Raw genomic sequence first — 19,589 nt, 5'->3', positions numbered from 1 at the left:
AACACCCCTTAGTTTGTTTAGAATAAATCAGCTACACCCATTAATACTTCTTTTTCAACATGTTTCTCGTTTGCATAGTACATAGCCGTTGGATTTGAAGAATTGATAATACTGTATCGGAACGGTAACTCATCGAATACTTTTAAAGTCTCTAAGAATTTCTCTGAATGATTCTTAGGGGCTTCTAACTCGTTGAACCATTTCACTACATGTTCACACTTCATTTCCATAATACAACGATTTTCATAGTCTATATTTTCTTGCTCTGTTACTGTTTTTAATAATTGTAAAGACTTTCTAAATAAGTCTAAATACTTCTCTGTATAATGTTTCTTTACTGCTTTATTCTCGTTCTTTACTTCTTTGAATAGGATACGACCATCCTTTAAAATAACAATGGCTTCATACCCCTTGTTTACGCTAATGCTTAGGTTAATCAAAACTACTCACCTACTAACTCAATTTTAAATGTTTGTTCAAATGGTATACCGTATATTTTAAAGTTTAATACTGGAACTGCATCAGTCTTAACTAAGAAGTATACTTTATCATGTACGACTTCTATTAATAACGCATTCGTTTGATTTAATATGTTCTCTATAAACTGTATCTTGATATGCTCATAGAAGTTATTGAAAGCAAAGAAATTGTTTCCTAAGTCTCTAAAGTAATCCAACCTAGACATGTGTACTTTGAATAGGTTTTCTTTTAGAGGTTTATTTAACATGTAATCTAGTATTGTGTCTACATCTTTTGCTAAGTCAATTGAAAAAGCGATATACCCCTTCTTCACTTCACCTTTTAGTTCACCTTTATAGACTGATACGTTATTTGACTGTCTAATCGTCATTAAATCAGTGTTACACTTGAAATCCTCAGTTAACTTACTTGTTTCTTGAATAGCATGGAATAAATCATGGTTCTCTAAGTAGAAACTAATAATGTAATTTGTAAAATTCGTTCCATACATAATGAAAAATCTTCTTAATTCAAATAAGAAGTCTTTTGTGAAATCCTCAGGTTGGAATTTACTTGCTAGTGTAGACTCACAAAAATGAATGAAAGCATCGGAATTGTTTAAAGCAAAGTGAGTAAAGTCACCTGTCATTTTCTGTTCCTTACGGTCTTCATCCTTTAAAGAGTCTAAATCGAAACCTAGCGTACCTACCCCTAATGCCTTTTGGTTCGATGATTTATTCATTCGAGTTTTTAATATGTTTAGGGCAATCGTATTAATTGCCCCACCATACATTTCTGCTGATACTTTTAACTTTGATATTTCGTTCCCTTTTCCTGTTTTCTCAGACACATTTACACCTTCTTTATACTCTATCGTTTATACTACTTCATTCTTTTCTTCAAATACATCATAACCTTCTTCTTTTGCTTTTAAAATTTTCTCAATAACAATATTAAAAGGTTCGTGGTGAGATACGATAGCCTTCAATTTTTCTTCGTGTCTGCCATTTTCACCATAATAACGAACTAGTTTTCGTAGACTTTGAACTGCGTTTTGAACTCCCTGTAGTGAACGCATAACAAGATGTGATAAGTCTACATACTCTAACTTCTCAAATGCAATTTGATACTCTCTAAATACCCAAATATAATGTTTAACCTCTTCTACCTCATCAATTGTCTTATCATTTACCAGTTTATACCTCGGTCCATTGTTCTTAGACTCTTTGATAATCAGGTTTTCATCTATTGTCTTAGCTGACTGACCTTGACCTTTTGCGTCTTCTGACATATTAGATGTAATGTTTACTTCGTTCTTTTTCGATTTACCTTCAATCGAATTTTTAGAATTACGTTTAATACTGCCATTGTAAAAACGTAAGTTCATCATTGGAATTTTTGTGTTACGATTCAATGTAACATCCATCATTTTTCCAGTATCTAGTTTCTTTAAACTGTCAATGTTACCATCTTCATACTTTTGAATTTGATTTACGAAAATCTCAGTGTCTTCGTAAGTTATGTTGTTTGTAAAGTCAAACGGTCCTCTTAATATGTCCATCGTTTAAACTCCCTTACTTCAATGTTTCTAAAATCGCTACGAGTTCCTTATCTTCTATCTTAAACTTATTATCCTTAGTCTCTACCATGTAACTGTTTGTTTTAAACTCTTTCTTTATGTCTAAATCTTTTATGTAATACCAATTATCATTGAAGTAGACTTGCACCTCTTTTTCTCCGTCTGCTTCCACTACTCTGACCTTTTTCGTTTCTTGTGATAATTGATACGCTCTATCAAGTTTATAAGGATTCATGTTAAACTTTGCGGGTAAAACATAGTCATACCCCACTATGAAGATTCCTATTGCTATTGCAATAACAATGCACCTTACAATTACAGTCTTTACTATTTTCCAAGCTATTAAGATACCCAGTCCTACTGCTACCATCAATAACAAAGACTCCAAATATAAAGCACCTCCTTCACTCTGATATATTACTATTATAACATAAGTTTACGATTTTGTCAAGTTACTCTGTAGGATTATTATTTTGTTTCCATTGAAAATTTGTGAGTTTTAATAAGAATTTAAAATATCTTCCATGCTTAACTTTTGTTTCTTTGGTTTAGGTGTTTTACTTTTAGCTGACTTTGGTTTCTTAGGCTTGTCTACTACTGTACCATCAGCTAACTTTGTTTTCTTCGCTCGTTCACGCTTAACTGTGGACTTCTTAGGTCTATTCTTACGTGCGGTATACTCTTCTAATTCATGGGTTACAAGTTTACTTAGTTCTAGTAATTTTACTTGTGTTACTTCAAATCGACTTGTTTTATTTACTTTTAATTTATTTTCAGTAATAAAGGAGTCTGCAAACATCCCTACCCCTGCACCTTGAATAGCTAACAAGTTTCCACCAATAAATCGTACTTTACTTTCTGTATACTTATCTACCATTTCAGTTAGTTTTCGTAAGTCTACATAATTTTCATGTAATTTAATTACATATGTGTAGACATCTACTGGGTCGACATGTTCCTCTAAAAATTGCTCTAGTTCTAATTCACTAGAAGAATGTTCAAGCATTTTGATGTATAGTATTCCCTGCTTCATCTCGGTTACTTCTTCTTTAACTATCACTGCTTTGACCATTTCGTTTACTTCTTGGTTCCTATAGTTATCTAATACTAAGTAACATTCTTCCTCTTTGCTCTTTAACTTATTAAAATACGATTTTGACACATCAAACGATTCTGCGTCTATTATTGATAAAAACGCCATTCTGAAATACCCCTTTTCTACTTAATTTAGCTTTTCTAAGTTTGTAATAATTTCCTGTAAACTATCTTTTGCTTCTGATAAGTTTACTACATTCTGACCATAAGAAACTTCTTTTAAAACTAAGTCTAATTGTTGTGCAATTTCTTTTAAAGCCGATACCATTAGCTTTTCTTTCGGTTCAGTAAGAATACCTTTTATGTTCTCCATGACAGTATTTACTTCATCTGTTACACTATCCTCGGATGTAAATAGTTGAGCATACTTCAAATCCATGTATAACGCATTTAACTTACGTTCTATCTTTTCAAGTTTCATGTTTACCCTCCTATTTATTTTGTTTCTTTAATTCTAAGTCTAAAAACTTCAGTTCATTTAAAGTATGGAAAGCTTTATTTCGTACCGTTTCCTTGTCTGCTTTATAGTGAATCGTAGTTAAGTCGTTCTTCATACCATTTAATACGAATCTTAGGTTTTCATGGATTGTCCCATCAGGTTCAATCATATCGTAAACCTTACTTAAATTATCCATACAACAAGTTACAACTTGTCTTAACTCAGGTTGGACGTGGAATTCCACGTCTCCCATACCCCTAATAATCATGAAGACTTTCTCTTGCAAAGGTGACATACTATCTAGTAGTTCGCTTACTTTCTTGATACCTGTTTCTTCTTGTAATCGGTTTAAAAACTTAACATACGAATCATTCATTGTTCAGTTCCTCCATTGCAGATTCAATATAATCTAATCCTTCATTTGCCATAACAGAAATTGCACCATCATCTGTTCTACCCTCTATAATTTCTAGTTTCTCTTTCGTTTTCAGTAAATTTTGTAAAATAATTTCTTTATTCATTACTTAACTTCCTCCTAAAGAAGTCTCTCACTTGCACCCTATCATTTTCTTCTTTCCTTGTCATAGGTTTCACATTATCTTCCTTGTCAGGTGAATGTGCTTGCATGATGACTCTCTTTTCTTTTGGTTCTGATTTAGCTTTATTCTCCTTTTGTTTCACTAACGCTCTAGCTTCTAATATCAGTTTCTTTACTTCTTTATTTGAGTTATATTTATATAACATGTAATTAAAGAAGAAGTTTAGAAACTCTAAATCGGTGTACCATACACCTTTTTCTATATTGTCTAACAACCCTAATAGTCTTGCCATACTAATCTCTTTTAATTGTGGAAGATATCGTTGCATTCTTCGTAACTTCTTCATATCATAACCTTCGTTCTCATAGTTCCGAATGTTATCATATATCTCTCCACTACTTAAAATAAGTTTTACATCTATACACGAACGTACTGAACGTTTTAAATAGTTTCTAAAGGTAGACCATGTATACTTTTCAGCTAAATCTACCGCTTCCTTAATACGGTTTGACATATATCTTTTTAACCCTTTATCTTTCACTGGTGGTTCTTTTAATAAACTAAACATAAAATTATCTACTGTATTTGAGTTAATCCCACATATGTCTATAATTTCTTTACGTGTTTTAACTTCTCTACCATCACGTAACTCCACGAATAACTTAAACACCGCTTCAATTTCATTTGCATACCCACGAATTACAAAGTCTTGTAATGTTTTTGTTAACTCATACCCCTTGAAACCGACAACCAAATGACGATATAACATTTCAAAGTCAGCACGTTTTAACCAACCCATGTATAAGTCTACTGTCCCCGGTTCATTCCTTAGTAAATCTTTTACGAACTTATAGTTTCTATAGTTTTCAAACTCGATAAAATAAACGCCACTTGTATTTCCTCTAGCTAACCTTAAAAAGTCTTTCTTAACTGCTTTATCTCCGTTCTTTACGTGAAATAGCCACTTTTGAGATAAGAAAGGAACTACATTGTATAACTCTTTTGTTTCCTGTAATTCCTTCTTAGTTGCTATATCTTTAATACTATCTTTATTAATCTGAAACCTGTTTTTAATCACGTCTTGAACGTACATAGATAAAGAGTTAGAAGGTGTATATAACAAGACAACCTTCATCATACTTTGTCTGTCAAACAATAACTCTAACCCCATAACTCGTACCTACTTTCTACTTCTGTTTCTATCAACTAGAGAGTTTGAAGTTACTGCTTTCGCTTCAAACTCTCCGATGTATACTAAAGTTTTCTTTTCTCCACATACTGCACAATGAGTAAGTTTCGTTTTGTAATACTTATCTGTAAGCGTTATATGACCACAACCTGTTTCACACTTATAACCGTAATACATTACTATCTACCCCTTACTTAGACGATATAATGAGTTTTTACTCTTTCTCTAAACTCGTCTCTTGCAATTGACAAGGCTTGTACATATGCTTCTTCCATTTCGTCTGTCCAAATAGCTGTTTGTTTCAACTGGTGGAATCCAGCGTTCCATGCTACTGTACTTCCTTCATAATCCATTGTATGTCTATAATTATAAGACTGCTTAATGAAGTTTGTTACTGCATTGTATAAGTTCATTACCCCTTTCCAAGCATAAGGCTTAGACTCTTCTACTAAGTTTAGGAAGTAAGAATTATCTACTGGGTTTTCTTCTAAGTCTTTTAGTACCTTCTCATCTTGACAATACTCTCTTACTTGTTCATGTGAGAATGGGAAAATAGTAGAGTTTACACTATTAATCTCTCTATTAAATTCAATGTTTCTGACAGAGAACATGTACCCTTTTCTTGCACATATAGAGAATAAGATACTGTTTGCTATCCATTCACGATATTCATCTGAACCTGTATGTGGCTCGTTAAATGGTCTTGCTAAATCATTAAAGTCATTCTTGTATGTAGATAAGAATGCAAAGCAACCACATACGTCTTTAAAGTTTTCTTCTGTTACAGGAACAGTACCAAGTGTTATCGGTAATGTACCAATACCGTTGAAGTTAGCAATGTCTTTAAATGTACTCTTTACTAAGAAATAACCAAGTGCATTGTCTAACCCTGTTACTGTAGATACTTCTCCATTAGCGTCTACTTTTGGAACACCTCTAACGGATGTAACTGGAACTGTAATACGATTCCCTTTCGTTATCTTACTTTGAATCCAGTTTGGCATGTATTGTTTGTCCCATACAAAATCCAATACCCCATCATCGTAAATAACTCCGTTTTCATCCTTTTTCTTTGCCGTCATCTGAATACTAGGTAAAGTTTCTACAGTTCGTAACTCAGTTGTTTTCCAAATCGTTGAGAAGATACCCCATTGAACTGATTTTTCGATACCTGCAAACTCACTAGCAGGGAATGTAAATCCTTCTAAGTAGTCTGCATGTTCTTGCATTTCTCTTACTGTACTCTCCCAAGAATTCATGATGTAAAGACTGTTTGTACCAATTAACGTAAAGTATGAATTCGATAGTCCATGTATATCTACTAAGTTATATACACGCCATACGAACTGTCTTAATAAATCCGAAGCAAGTTCCTCTTTACCAATCGCTTTTAAATGTTTTGCAACTTGTGTTTTATGAGCATTGGTAATACTATATGGTGGGTTCATTAAGAAAAGGATAGGTTCGTTATTTCTTAACGCTCGTTGTAACCCCTCAGGAAGACCGTCTGTAAATTCAGTTACCCACTCGTTGTAATCAATTCCTGTTAAGAAGTCTAACTGGAATGCATGTGCATGTGGTAGGCGTTTCTGTACGATTTCAGCGTCTTCTTGATGTAATGTGGATACATATAACTCTTTACAAGGTGGTAACTCAGCTAATAAGTTTCCCGAACCACAACTTGCATCCCATACAACATAATCTTCTAAATTCGGAATATATTTTTCTATCATTCTATGAGTCTCAGCCGCCCACTCTAAAGGCGTGTAGAAACTTCCGTCTTCCTCTTTTGTATCTTTTGCCATCAATAAATCTTTATTCTTGATAATCTCGTCTAGAGATACCCCTTTATTCTTAATTAGCTTCGCTATTTGTTTACGTAACCAATCGTTATTCGTTAACTCTTCTTCGTTTACTGTAAGTAAGGAATCAATACCTTCTAAGAACTGTGATACTGATTCACCAGTTACCTCTGTATAATAATTAATTGCTTCTAATACATCTGGTTTAATTGCCACTTAGTTCACCCTTTCACCTAGCTATTTCTCGTATTTCCTCTACCTATATTATACCATAAGTTTATCAATTTGTCAAGTAAAAGCAAAAGGAAGAGTAGTAAACCTTACTCTTCCCACTTGGAGTCTGTCATTTCTTCGTACATATCTATGACTGCTTTCCAAGTCTTCTCATCGTATGATGCATTTAGCGATTCAGCCAGTTTCTTAAAAGTATCAGGTCGAACGCAATGGTCATACCAACCCTCAAATAAAATCTCGTTATCATCTTCTACCCCTTTAACTGTACCATCTGTTTCAATGATGTAAAGATTATACCATTTCATATAATCCTCTGCCGTTAACATCCTTGTCTCATTGGTTTGTGTAATTAGTGCTATACCTCTTTCACTTACAAACATGTTTCTTCCTCCTTATTACTATAATATTGTTTACTGTAGTAACTCTCGTTACTGGGTTTCTTCTTTTCATTACGATACCATCTAGTGTAATGTTTTAAACACATATTCCTTGTCCGACTCTCTCCATCACACCCTTCTACACTACATGTTGTATCTTTCTCAGGTAATAGTTTATCTAGCTTGCCTATTTGGTTATAGTGCTTTCTACAAAAACCTCTTGCATGATGTTTCTCTTCACAACCATCTACAACACAAACTTTTACCCTCTCAGGTAAGGTTTTACCATGTTTGTTTATTTGAACATAATGTTTTCTACAATATCCTTTTGCATGATGTTTTAAGCTACAGTTTTCTATAGAACAATGTGTTTTATACTTTTTTACTTCTCCTACTTTTCTTCCGTTACGGAACTGGTCGTAGTGAGAACTGCAATACCCCTTTGCGTAGCTCTTTTGTTTACACCCAAATAGCTTACATAGTTTAGTATTTAGCATTCTAAACCTTCTTTCTCCTATACCGTTCTTGATTGTAATGATTCAAACATAATCCTTTTGCTTGGTGTTTCTTTGTGCAACCTGCTATTGTACATAACCTTATTGGTTTAGTGGGTCTTATTGTATACCTTGCATTATCATAATGTAACTTGCACAGCCCTTTTGCTCTATGCTTTCGGTTACGCCCATCTAGACTACAAACCCTACCAGTTTGATTGATATACTCCAATGTAATTTCTTTTCCTGCTCTAGCTTGTCTATAATGTCTTGGACAATAGCCCTTTGCCCTATGTTTCACTTTACATCCATCTACACTACATAGTTTCATATCTTACCTCTTATTTTATTAATAGTAATCTTCGTTTGCTATATCAGTTAACTGATTTACATACTTTAAAATACGTTTAGATGCTACTGCGAATTGTCTTTGTGATAATATCTTGCCTTGTAGAATCTGTTCTGCAAAGCTAGACATGATTACACTATCGTTTGCATTAAAACCCATACCGTTTTGTACTTGAGTCTCTCGACTCTTCTTCTCTTCTTCCGTCTGTAACTTATATATTGCAAGAATCCCACTATATACTGCTTTTGGGTTTGTCATTAATAATTGTTTGATTTCGTCTTCATTCCAAACTTTACCGCTTGGACTTTGTTGAATCCTTTTTATTAAGTCTTCCTTACTCATCTTATCTGACATAACGATTACCACCTCGTTTAAGATAATGTTTTACTTAATTAAACTCCATGCTTCTGCATAGAAATTATATTTACTTCTATTTGAATACGGTCTAATTGTAATACCCTGTAAATCTTCCTTTAAATCTCTAGAAGGTATTACCCAACAATGCGGTTTTCCTTTTATATACCCCACACAAATGACGAAATCACATGTATTTCTTATATTTCTCTTTGTTCTTCCACTATCTACTCTCAGTCTTACATCTGATTCCGTGTATCCTGAATTATCCTTATCTAATAACTTGAAGTTTAAACTGTTATTATAGAAAGTGGTTGAAGTTCTTACATCTATACGAATTCTACCGTTTAATAAGAAATCATAAAATAACATATGCGTATGTTGTCTCATGTTTTCAACTTGGAAGCCCAATTGAACTAAAATATTGTATACATACGGTAATGAATGGTCTGTTATGACTTCTTTCGTTTGAATACCGTAACGCTCTCTCAAACTAGAAATTGTAGCGGAATACGTACCATATAAGTTTGCGATTTGATTATCACTTAAACCTTTTTCTACATATAGGTTATATACTTGCTCTTTCGATAAGGAACATCTTTTTCTGTTTGCTTGTATACCAAATCTTTTCCTTAAACTACAGACCGTCTTTTCTGCACAATTATATTGTTCAGCTATTTCTTTATCTGTCATTTTCTGTTTTACATATAAGTCTATCAATATTTCTTTTGGTACTACAGCCCTTTCTATTGCTTCAATCCCATATACCTTCCTCAAATGCGTTACTGCTCCTGCCGTAATACCCCTTAATTTTGCAATCTGTTCGTCCGTCTTACCTTCTTTAATGTATAGCTGTTTTAACTCTTCTTCTGTAAAGGCTCTTTTTACAGGTCTTCTTTCGATACCGTACTTTACTCTCAACCTATGAACAGTTGAATGACTCAAACCAACTTGTTTACCAATTGTTTTATCTGATAAACATTCTTCTATATACAATCTTTCTAATTCTGTTTTACTTAATACTTGTGTAGGGTCTACATTATGTCTACCCCTTGTTTCGATTTCATACTTTACTCGCAATCGTCTGATTGTAGACGTGTTCACACCCTTTAATTCTGCTATCTGTCTATCTGATAAGCCATCTTCTACATATAACTTATACATTTCTTCTTTTGATAGTTTAAATGCCATAAGATAAACTACCTCCTTTCTACTTTCTAGTTTATCTTAATAAATGCCAAGCTTCCGAATATCTCAAGTATCTACTGTTTTCTAGATTAGGGTTTATTGTTATACCTTGTAAGTCTTTTCTTAAATCTTTTGAAGGTATAACCCATGTGTAAGGTTTGTTGTTGTAATACCCCACACAAATAACGAAATCACATGTATCGTGTAGGTTTCTTTTGGTTCTACCGCTATCTACAATGAGTCTTGAATTACTACCTATATAGTTTGATTCATCCTTATCCAGTAATTTAAACTTAAAGAATCCATCTTTTGTTACGTATTCAGTTGCTTTTATATCTATACGTAGTCTATTATTCAACAGTAAATCATAAAAAGAAGCATAGTCTACCCCTCTTATATTGACTACGTGAAAACCCAATTGAACTAAATGATTTCCTACGTCTTGGATTGCTTTGTTTGCTATTGTAAGTCTTGTAGCGATACCATACTTGTTTCTGTATTTTAAAATTGATTCTCTAGTTACCCCAAACAATTTTCCTATCTGACCATCGCTCATTTCCTTTTCTACGTACAGATGATGTAATTGTTCTTTAGTTACAAGAGAAATCGTAGGGTTTGTTTCGATATTATACTCTTTTCTTAACTTTGCAATTGTTTTCTTCGATACTTTATATATGTCTCCTATCTTACTATCCGATAATCTTTGTACAACGTATAACTGGTACAATTGTTCTTTTGTTAGTATTGGTACAGAAGGTCTTGATTTGATACCGTATTCTCTTCTTAAACGATACACAGTTTCGAGTGATACATCTTTTTGTTTTGCTATTTCTTTATCTGACATTCCTTCATCTACGTACAGTTTAGTTAATTCCTCTTTACTAATTGTAGCTCTAGACTTTGTTTCGATACCATACTTTTCTCTCAATCTTCTTATCTTAGTAGGATACGTACCCTTACGTTCTGCTATTTCTTTATCTGTTAGTCCCTCTTCTACATATAGTTTCTCTAACTCTTGCTTAGACATTTCTTGAATATCTCGTTTTGCTTCAATACCATATGCTCTTCTAAGATTTCCTATTGTTGCTGTACTTACTCCAACTCGTTTCGCTATTCTACTATCTGACAGATTTTCTTTTACATATAGCCTTTCTAACTCTTTCTTTGTTAGTATTTCTTTCTTAACTGGTTTTATCAAGTTCCATGCTTCTGCGTAAATCTCATATTTACTGTTTTCAGCGTAAGGACTGATTGAAATACCTTGTAAGTCTTTTCTTAAATCCTTAGAAGGTATAACCCAACAATGAGGTTTTTCATTCAAATACCCCACACATATGATATATTCACATGTAAGATGTAAATCTCGTTTTGTGCGACCACTACTAACTCTAAATCGGATATCTGATGTTTTCAAATTTGAATCATCTGAATCCAATAACTTAAATTTAAGTTCTGTATTGTTTCTTTGTAGAGACTCTGTAGTTCTAACATCTATTCTGATTTTATCGTTTAATAATAAATCGTGAGTAGCGTTATACTTTATTTCCCTTATGTTTGTTACTTGGAAACCTAGTTTTGTTAGTACGCTTTCTACATAAGGTATAGATTTCGCTACAATTGTAGGTCTTGTTTCGATACCCCGACTCTTTCTTAGGTAAGATACATGACTACTTGTTATTCCTATTTGTTCTGCAATTTGCTTATCTGTTAAACCATCTATTGTATACAGTCGGTATAGTTGTTCTTTTACTATTATACTTCTACGTTTTGTACCCTTTTTCTTTGTACCTTTTCTAGAGTGTGCTTTAATTCCGTAGTCTCTTCTCCACTTGCTAATAGAGTCTTTATGATACCCTGTTAATTTTGCTATTTCTTCGTCATATAATCCATCTACGACATATAGCTGATACAATTGCTCTTGTGTTAAATAGCTTCTATGACTCGACTCAATACCATACTCGTTCCTTAAACGAAATATTGTAGTATCTCCTACATTTTTCAGTTTTGCTATTTGTATATCTGTTAACCCATTCATTACATAGAGTTCATATAACTCTTCTTTTGGTATTACATCTTTTAAAGTTCGTTTTGCAATACCGTACTTTTCTCTCAACTTACTAACCTTTAAAGGGTATGTTCCTTTCAGTTCTGCTATCTGTTTATCATTCAAACCATCTTCTACATATAACTTTACTAACTCTTCTTTTGGTATTGTAAATTTAGGTTTCTTTGGCTGTAATGACCTTCTGTATTCAGTATAATGTTTACTACATAAACCCCTTGCTTGATGCTTTCCAACACAACCTTCTACACTACATAGTCTTTCTGACATATTTATCACCTCTTCTCTACTTATATTCTATTTTATTATATGATGATATGCCATGCATCCCTACATACATCGAACTTACTCGTTACCATTGGTGAAATATTAAGTCCAAGGCTTTGAATCGTATCTGTAACCGTACTTGAACGCATCACCCAATAATTAATGTTTCCTTCTTCATACCCCACAAAGATAATGTAATCACATGTTCGTCTAAATAACTTTCTGAAATGACCATTCTTTAGTTTGATACGAATATCTGATTCGACTACCCCAGTAGAAGCTTGTTCCAGTAATCTGAAATGCTGTCTACCTCTGTCTAAAGCCGATGATGTTCTTACTTCTATCTTTATTAAGTCATTTAACAGTAAATCGTAGTTAGCTGTTTTATCATCTTTCTTCACGTTCTTTACTTTAAAACCTAAAGACTCCAATTTATCTGTTACGTCTTTTACACCTTTATCGAATACAGTAAGTCTTGTAGTAATTCCCCACTGTTTACGTAATTGAGAGATACGGGTTCTATCTACACCATACTCTCCTGCAATTTGTTTATCAGTCTTACCTTGTACTTCATATAAATCTCTTAATTGGCTTTCTGTAACTGCTACCATGTTTGCCACTCCTAATTATCTAGTTTGTATAGTTTAACTATGTATATGTATATAAAGCTTAAATTCCTTAGCATAAAGTTTGTTGTTTTATTCTTTATCTTTTTCGTTTAACCTTCATGCTTCTTTTTACCTATTTCTTATAATTCCGTTTCTCTTTCTCTACTAGGGAATCAAAATCATTAACCCTTTTACTTTTTCTACCCTTAAAATGGTAAAATTAACCTACTCTATTCACTCTTTGCAACTTAATGGTTTGACGAATACTACCCCATGAATCTTTGTAATCTAAATACTTACTGGAATCTGAATAAGGTCTAATTGAGATACCATTTAAATCATCTTTTAAGTTTCGTGAAGGAATTACCCAAAAATTTGCTACTCCTTTTAAGTAGCCTACAAGTATTACAAAATCACATGTGTTTCTTAAAATCTTCTTAGTTCGACCATTTTTCAATTGAAGTCTATTATCTGATTCTAGTAAACATGAATTATCACTATCTAATAACTTAAATCTAAAAGTATCTTCTTGTAATGTTTCTGTAGACCGAATATCTAGTCTTATTGTATTTTCTACTAACAAATCAAATATATGATGTGTATTCTTTTTCTTCATGTTTTCTACTACAAACCCTAGAGAATCCAATTTATTTTGTACGTCTTGAATAGCTTTCTTTGATAAAGAAGGTTTTCCTTCAATACCCCATTTCTTCCGATGATAAGATATATTGGCTCTTGTAACTCCGTATAAGTCTCCTATCTCTCGGTCTGACATACCTTTCTCTATGTACAACTCTCTTAACAAGTCTTCTGTTAATTTATCCATCTTTTACACCCCATACAAGATTAATAGGAGAAAAGCTACAGATAGAACTGTAGCTAGTTTACCCCTATATTCGATTATTTATACGTATTATTTTGCTTGGTAAGACATTTTAGAAGGAGAGTTTTGAATCCACTCGTTCGCTCCTACTTTGTACCAACCGTCTTTCTCTGCAAGTACATTGATTACTTCACCTTTAAATGCTTTACGTACTAAACCACTATCGTTTGTAGCTTCTTTATGAATTTCAAGACCGAAATCGTTAATTGTTAATTCACCGATAACTTTATTGTTTTCCATTACGTTTAACATCTTCATTAGATATGCGGCTGACTCACCACGAGTTGTTGTACCATGTGGGTTGAATTCATTGTTACCTACACCGTTTACTACCCCTAAACTGAATAGACGACTTACTGCATCTTTGTAGTTAATAAGGTGTTTGTCACGGAATGGCATACCGTTTAAGTCACCAACAATACCTTTATATTGTAACGCTTTATCTACCATAATTGCAGACTCTTCACGAGTAATTGGAGAGTTAGGGTCAAAGATACCGTCTCCACGACCTTGAATGATTCCTGCACTTGCTGTACGTTTAATACCATCTTGTAATGTTGGGTGTGCATGGTCTAAATCTTTAAAGTTTGCATTACCACTTGGAAGTTGTAAAGAGTTAGAGATTAACTTAGCAAATTCCGCACGAGTTACTGCACGATAAGGTGCGAATACCCCATTACCTTCACCAACCATGATACCACGTTTGTTTAGTTCACGAATATGTGGTTCGAACCATCCACCAGTAATATCATCTATTGGTTGCTCAGGTTTAACCTCAGGTTTTTCTTCAGGCTTTGGCTTTTCCTCAGGCTTTGGAAGTGGGTTTTCTACATTGTAGTTAATTTTGATGTAACTTGGGTCGTAGAAAATCCAACCTTTTTCTGTTTTGTACCAACCGTTTTTAACTGCTAATACTCGGAATTTATCACCGCTGTTTGCTTTACCAACTACCCCATTCTCGATTCCTGCTCCACTACGGATATTAATACCGTAACCTTTTACTACTAGTTCCATAACTGGTTCAGCAGGGTTTACTTCATTTGAATTGTTATTTTCTTGTGTATCAGTCATACCTTCAAGAGTATTGTTTAGACTTGCATACCATTCAATACCTTGTACGAATCCTGCAAAGTTACCACGAGAAATCATGATGTCTGGGCATTTCTTACCTGACCAATGTTGATGTTTTACGATGTTACTTGCAGGGATACCCTCTTTGTTCATTAAGTAACCTGCTAGACGTTTAGCGTTTTCTAATGCTTTATTATAGTCTCCATCTTGGTTTACAGCGATTTCGATACCAATAGACTCACGGTTTCCGGGTCCATTCCCATCTCCTGCGTGCCATCCGTTCTCATTAGTTGGAAGGTGTTGATAGATTTGTTTATCGTCTACTGTAAAGTGCCATGATGCAGTACGGAATGTCCCTTGAGTTGCTTGGTTATATAGGTACTTAGCATGTGCTTCTGCGTTTGCACCTCGTTCAGTGTTTGCAGTTTCATGAATTGTAATGTAACGTGCTTTCATAGGGTTTTGTGGGCGGATATCAATGTTACCTGCTGGTACAATCCACTCTACAAATTTAGTTCCTGCTAACGTACCATAACGTTTAGTAGTTTGTGTAGGTGCAAATGCTAAAGAGCGTTTTTGACGTTTAGGTGTCATTTCACGAGAACTACCGTCACCTTTACCGTCTACATCTTTAAATGCATTTTCTACGTTTTGTACTGCCTCGTTAGGGTCAACTGCTCCCGTTTTAGCTTCTTTCATCTTTTCCATTTCAGCCGATGTATCATGTTTGTGCTTATATTCGTCTAATAAAACCTTTTCATTAGGTGAAATTTCAGCTTCGTTAATTTTCACATCAGGTGTTTGTAATTCGATGTTTGTAAGGTTAGTACCTTGATTTAAATGTTCCCCAGTTGCTACTTGTAATTTGTCTGTTTGGTCTGCTAATGCGTTTACAGGAATACTCCCTAGAATTGCTAATCCAGTTGTTAGTGCGACTACTTGCTTCTTAATTGACTTTTTCATTTCTTTGTTCGATACCCCGACTATTACTACGACTTAATAGAGTATCTCGAACCCCCATTCGTTTTGTTATTTTTTTTTGTTTAACTCGATATTCTCTTGCTATAGTATGAATCTTTGAAACTACTAATATGTTTTCCCAATGTAATACTAGTATTTTCTTTTGTTATCTCTTCTTTACTATATACTTATTATACCATAAGTTTAGCCATATGTCAACATTGTTATGATAAAAATATTGCTAGTTTTGAATATTTATATATTCATTCCATATAATCATAGAGAAAGGCTACAGTTTTACCTATAGCCCTACCCCTATTGGTACTAAATTCTTACAGTGAACGAATATAACTAGAGTCGTTATAAATCCAACCACCGTCTACTTTCACCCAACCATTAGACTCAGCATGTACAGTATATGTTTTACCTTTAGAAGCGTACCCACTAACACCATAGTTTAAACCTGCTCCATGACGCATACGAACACCGCTACCGTTTACTTGAATCTTTTTACCTGCTTGTACTTGGTTAGAGTTACCTCCACCTTGACCTACAGTTTGAATATAACTAGAATCATTATAAATCCAACCTCTAGAAGTTTTTACCCATCCGTTTGATTCCGCTTCTACAGTAAACTCTTGACCGTATGAAACATAGCCTAATACTCCGTGGTTTTGACCTGCTCCACTACGAACACGAACGCCATTACCTTTTACGATAATCTTTTTACCAGTTTGTTGTACTTGGTTTCCACCAGTATTTCCACCTTGGTTCGTGTTTCCACCGCCATTATTAATTGTTCGGATATAACTTGAATCGTTGTAAATCCAACCATCAGAAGTTTTTACCCAACCGTTTGATTCTTCTAATACATCGTAAGTACGACCATATTGTGCTTTACCTACAACACCGTGGTTTGTACCTGCTCCACTACGTAGGCGTACCCCTTGACCGTTTATAACAATCTTCTTACCTTGTTGTACTTGTGGTTGCTCAGGTTTCTGTTCAGGCTTTTGTTCCGGTTTTTGCTCAGGTTGTACTGGTTTATCGTAGGCATTGTAAGTCAATTTAATCCAACTTGGGTTAAAGAATACCCATTTACCTTTTTCAATTTCATACCAACCGTCTTTAATAGATAATACTTTGAACTCACGACCTTTGTTCAGCTTATCTACAACACCATAGTTTTGACCTGCTCCACTACGAACGTTTACCCCATAACCATTAACCGTTAACTTAATGTTAGGTGATGCGGGATTATGTTCGTTTGGATTTACCGTTTCTTCTTTTTCTTCAAGAGGTTTATCAATACCTACCCCTTGACCTGCAAATCCTTTTGCACCATTAACAAAGTTATTCCAGTTACCACGAGAAATCATAATGTCAGGACATTTCTTGCCACTCCATTGTTGGTGTCTACGTAAGTTATCCCCACTGATACCTTCTTGTTTCATTAAATGAGCAACAAGTTTTTGGGCGTTTTCAACTGCTTTATTGTAATCACCGTCTTGGTTAACTGCAATCTCAATACCAATAGATTCCATGTTTCCTGAACCTTGACCGTCTCCTGCGTGCCAACCGTTTTCATTTGTAGGTAAGTGTTGGTAGATTTCTTTATCGTCTACAGTGAAATGCCATGAAGCTGTTCTGAAAGTACCTTGAGTTGCTTGATTGTAAAGGTACTTCGCATGATTCTCAGCGTTTGCTCCACGCTCCGTGTTCGCTGTTTCATGAATCGTGATATATTTCGCTTTCATAGGGTTTTGTGGACGAATATCTAAGTTTCCTGCTGGTACAATCCATTCAGTGAAAGGAATACCTGCAATTGAACCCTTTTTCTGTGTTGTTTGAGTAGGTGCGCTGAAAGCTAATGAACGTTTAGTACGTTTCGGTTTGATTTCACGAGAACTTCCATCACCTTTACCGTCTTCACCTTTAAAAGCGTTATGGATGTTTTGTAATGCTTCAAACTCTGTTACTTCACCAGTTTTAGCTTTTTGCACATCTTCTACAGTCTTATGCTCATGACCTTCTTCTTCATGAGTAACTTCTTCTTGCTTAACTTCTGGTTTTACTTCCTTGTTTTCTTGCTTGATTTCTGGTTTAACCTCAGGCTTAACCTCAGGCTTAACCTCTTCTTTTACTTCTTGCTTTTGTTGAGGTTGTTTCACTTCTTGCTTAACTTCTTGTTTCTCTTCTTTTACTGGCTGTTTTACCTCCTCTTGATTAACAGGTTCAACCTTTTCTTCTTTCTTTACTTCTACTGCTTTGTTCTCAGTAGTAGCTTCTGTTTTTACTTCCTCTTTTGCAACTTCTGTTTTTACTTCTGCTGTTGCCTGTTTAACTTCTTTCTTAACATCCTCTTTCTTATTTTCCAGTTCCAACTCAGAACCATATAAACTATTCTGCTCTACTTGGTCACTTTCGGAAATTCGTAACTGGTCTACCTCAGTTTTAACTGTTTCTTCTGCTAATGCTCCAACTGGCATACCACCTAAAACGGCAAGCGTAGTGGATAGTGCGACTGCTTGTTTCTTAACTGATTTCTTCATGTTGTTTTCGATACCGTAGTCCATCGACTCTTTCAGTATCTTAACCCTCCCTTAATTAGTTTATTTTGTTTACTCTTTTGTCTCATACCCTATTAAACTATGAATCTATGTTTATACAGACAAACGTTCCATAATTGCACAAACCTATTATTTACGTTCCTAGCACACTGTATGGTTAGTTAGTCATATGTATTCTTATAACATTTAATAGGCATATGTATTTACTACCTTTTCTTAACACATACTTATTATACCATAAATTTAGGTATATGTCAATAATGTTTAAGACAAATTTAAAGAGTTTACCAATTTATTTGTAATAGTTTTGATACTTAAATCTATTACAATAGTAAACTCTTAGTCTTTTAATGTACTCTTTGATAATGTTTCGGACAATATCCCTTTGCTTCTCTTACACGGTGACAACCCTCTATTATACAGTAGTCTACTTTTAGTACCTTATCTAATACTCTACCGTGTTTCTTAACTTGATAGTAGTGCTTTCGACAATAACCCTTTACTCTATGGTCTAATTGGCAACCTTCTACTTTACAAACTTTTCTTGGTTTCGGTGGCTTGTCTCCTACTATCTTAGCCATTCTTCTGCTTTGATAATGTTTATTACAATACCCCTTAGCATAGTGCGGTAGATTACAAGTGTCTACACTACATATGCCACGACTTGTATGTAAAGAATTTCGTCTACTCTTTTGATAATGTGTGTTACATAACCCTTTTGCATGTTGTTTCGAATTGCAACCTTCTTCCTTGCAAATCGTCACCTTATCCACCTCTTATTATATAGTTTAATGGAACTACTTATCTGTTCCTGTAGACTTTAACTTCTTTTTCTTTTCTTTTTCTTTTAAAACAAAGTGATAATAATGTTTACTACAATACCCCTTCGAACGCACCTTACCATCACAATTCGGTATAATACAATCAGTTACCTTCATTCGTTCTAACTCAGGTGTTAACTTCTTATGTTTCCATATTTGAAGATAGTGTTTATTACAATACCCTTTTGAGTGTACAGGAATACTACATCCTGCTACTTCACATTGACCTTTTGACATCTAAAAGACTCC

Annotated in this window: 23 protein-coding genes; all 23 read right to left on the bottom strand. The window is 34.2% G+C overall.

Annotated features, from left to right (window positions below):
• Nucleotides 1-17: 17 nt before the first annotated feature.
• The 23 genes from ASE54_RS25985 to ASE54_RS25880 all read right to left on the bottom strand — a co-directional run bounded on the left by ASE54_RS25985 (nucleotide 18) and on the right by ASE54_RS25880 (nucleotide 19,577).
• Complete coding sequence (locus ASE54_RS25985; protein ID WP_000609217.1) at nucleotides 18-440, bottom strand: hypothetical protein; 423 nt, start codon at nucleotides 438-440, stop codon at nucleotides 18-20.
• Between the two features lie 2 nt (nucleotides 441-442).
• Entirely contained in the window at nucleotides 443-1,309 is an 867-nt protein-coding gene (locus ASE54_RS25980) for a hypothetical protein (RefSeq protein ID WP_001291817.1), read from the bottom strand.
• A 27-nt stretch (nucleotides 1,310-1,336) separates the two neighbouring features.
• Nucleotides 1,337-2,020, bottom strand: a complete 684-nt coding sequence (locus ASE54_RS25975) for a hypothetical protein (protein WP_000353758.1) — start codon at nucleotides 2,018-2,020, stop codon at nucleotides 1,337-1,339.
• A gap of 13 nt (nucleotides 2,021-2,033) precedes the next feature.
• A complete protein-coding gene (locus ASE54_RS25970) occupies nucleotides 2,034-2,426 on the bottom strand; it encodes a hypothetical protein (RefSeq protein WP_000444716.1) in 393 nt (130 codons plus the stop codon).
• Nucleotides 2,427-2,537: 111 nt separating this feature from the next.
• Nucleotides 2,538-3,239: a hypothetical protein gene (locus ASE54_RS25965; protein ID WP_000874961.1), complete on the bottom strand. Its 702-nt coding sequence runs from the start codon at nucleotides 3,237-3,239 to the stop codon at nucleotides 2,538-2,540.
• 21 nt (nucleotides 3,240-3,260) lie between these two features.
• Nucleotides 3,261-3,554 (bottom strand): hypothetical protein, encoded by a 294-nt coding sequence (locus ASE54_RS25960; RefSeq protein ID WP_000764152.1) that lies wholly within the window; start codon nucleotides 3,552-3,554, stop codon nucleotides 3,261-3,263.
• Between the two features lie 10 nt (nucleotides 3,555-3,564).
• Nucleotides 3,565-3,948, bottom strand: a complete 384-nt coding sequence (locus tag ASE54_RS25955) for a hypothetical protein (RefSeq protein WP_001000135.1) — start codon at nucleotides 3,946-3,948, stop codon at nucleotides 3,565-3,567.
• Entirely contained in the window at nucleotides 3,941-4,093 is a 153-nt protein-coding gene (locus ASE54_RS35985) for a hypothetical protein (RefSeq protein WP_153578735.1), read from the bottom strand. Before ASE54_RS35985 ends, ASE54_RS25955 begins: the two co-directional genes overlap by 8 nt.
• Nucleotides 4,086-5,282: a hypothetical protein gene (locus ASE54_RS25950; RefSeq protein WP_000522081.1), complete on the bottom strand. Its 1,197-nt coding sequence runs from the start codon at nucleotides 5,280-5,282 to the stop codon at nucleotides 4,086-4,088. The genes ASE54_RS35985 and ASE54_RS25950 overlap by 8 nt, the downstream gene beginning before the upstream one ends.
• Before the next feature lie 9 nt (nucleotides 5,283-5,291).
• Entirely contained in the window at nucleotides 5,292-5,477 is a 186-nt protein-coding gene (locus ASE54_RS25945) for a hypothetical protein (protein WP_000291381.1), read from the bottom strand.
• 17 nt (nucleotides 5,478-5,494) lie between these two features.
• The gene (locus tag ASE54_RS25940; protein ID WP_000985645.1) at nucleotides 5,495-7,318 is read right to left on the bottom strand and encodes a hypothetical protein; all 1,824 of its coding nucleotides are present in this window, start codon (nucleotides 7,316-7,318) and stop codon (nucleotides 5,495-5,497) included.
• A 104-nt stretch (nucleotides 7,319-7,422) separates the two neighbouring features.
• The gene (locus ASE54_RS25935) at nucleotides 7,423-7,716 is read right to left on the bottom strand and encodes a hypothetical protein (protein ID WP_000498118.1); all 294 of its coding nucleotides are present in this window, start codon (nucleotides 7,714-7,716) and stop codon (nucleotides 7,423-7,425) included.
• Nucleotides 7,707-8,210 carry a hypothetical protein gene (locus ASE54_RS25930; RefSeq protein WP_003255848.1) on the bottom strand — a complete coding sequence of 168 codons (504 nt, stop codon included), beginning with the start codon at nucleotides 8,208-8,210 and terminating at the stop codon, nucleotides 7,707-7,709. Before ASE54_RS25930 ends, ASE54_RS25935 begins: the two co-directional genes overlap by 10 nt.
• 1 nt (nucleotide 8,211) lies before the next feature.
• Nucleotides 8,212-8,538, bottom strand: a complete 327-nt coding sequence (locus ASE54_RS25925; RefSeq protein WP_003255851.1) for a hypothetical protein — start codon at nucleotides 8,536-8,538, stop codon at nucleotides 8,212-8,214.
• Nucleotides 8,539-8,556: 18 nt separating this feature from the next.
• Nucleotides 8,557-8,910 carry a hypothetical protein gene (locus tag ASE54_RS25920; protein ID WP_001280971.1) on the bottom strand — a complete coding sequence of 118 codons (354 nt, stop codon included), beginning with the start codon at nucleotides 8,908-8,910 and terminating at the stop codon, nucleotides 8,557-8,559.
• A gap of 30 nt (nucleotides 8,911-8,940) precedes the next feature.
• A complete protein-coding gene (locus ASE54_RS25915; RefSeq protein WP_000874688.1) occupies nucleotides 8,941-10,101 on the bottom strand; it encodes a hypothetical protein in 1,161 nt (386 codons plus the stop codon).
• 31 nt (nucleotides 10,102-10,132) lie between these two features.
• Nucleotides 10,133-12,430 (bottom strand): putative DNA-binding transcriptional regulator, encoded by a 2,298-nt coding sequence (locus tag ASE54_RS25910; RefSeq protein ID WP_000003987.1) that lies wholly within the window; start codon nucleotides 12,428-12,430, stop codon nucleotides 10,133-10,135.
• Nucleotides 12,431-12,465: 35 nt separating this feature from the next.
• On the bottom strand, nucleotides 12,466-13,038 hold the full coding sequence (locus ASE54_RS25905; RefSeq protein WP_000226864.1) for a hypothetical protein: 573 nt from the start codon (nucleotides 13,036-13,038) through the stop codon (nucleotides 12,466-12,468).
• A 217-nt stretch (nucleotides 13,039-13,255) separates the two neighbouring features.
• On the bottom strand, nucleotides 13,256-13,861 hold the full coding sequence (locus tag ASE54_RS25900) for a hypothetical protein (RefSeq protein ID WP_000359713.1): 606 nt from the start codon (nucleotides 13,859-13,861) through the stop codon (nucleotides 13,256-13,258).
• Nucleotides 13,862-13,948: 87 nt separating this feature from the next.
• Nucleotides 13,949-15,952, bottom strand: coding sequence for an S-layer homology domain-containing protein (locus ASE54_RS25895; protein WP_000748220.1), 2,004 nt, complete (start codon nucleotides 15,950-15,952; stop codon nucleotides 13,949-13,951).
• A gap of 329 nt (nucleotides 15,953-16,281) precedes the next feature.
• A complete protein-coding gene (locus ASE54_RS25890) occupies nucleotides 16,282-18,525 on the bottom strand; it encodes an SH3 domain-containing protein (RefSeq protein WP_000384440.1) in 2,244 nt (747 codons plus the stop codon).
• Nucleotides 18,526-18,866: 341 nt separating this feature from the next.
• The gene (locus ASE54_RS35220) at nucleotides 18,867-19,283 is read right to left on the bottom strand and encodes a hypothetical protein (RefSeq protein WP_000150832.1); all 417 of its coding nucleotides are present in this window, start codon (nucleotides 19,281-19,283) and stop codon (nucleotides 18,867-18,869) included.
• Nucleotides 19,284-19,316: 33 nt separating this feature from the next.
• Nucleotides 19,317-19,577: a hypothetical protein gene (locus ASE54_RS25880; RefSeq protein ID WP_000033629.1), complete on the bottom strand. Its 261-nt coding sequence runs from the start codon at nucleotides 19,575-19,577 to the stop codon at nucleotides 19,317-19,319.
• Nucleotides 19,578-19,589 lie beyond the last annotated feature (12 nt).

Origin of the sequence: Bacillus sp. Root131 (genome assembly GCF_001429475.1) — a bacterium.
GTDB classification, from domain to species: Bacteria; Bacillota; Bacilli; order Bacillales; family Bacillaceae_G; genus Bacillus_A; species Bacillus_A thuringiensis_S.
Note: the sequence above shows the minus strand (reverse complement) of the source record. Positions and strands in the feature narration are given on the sequence as shown.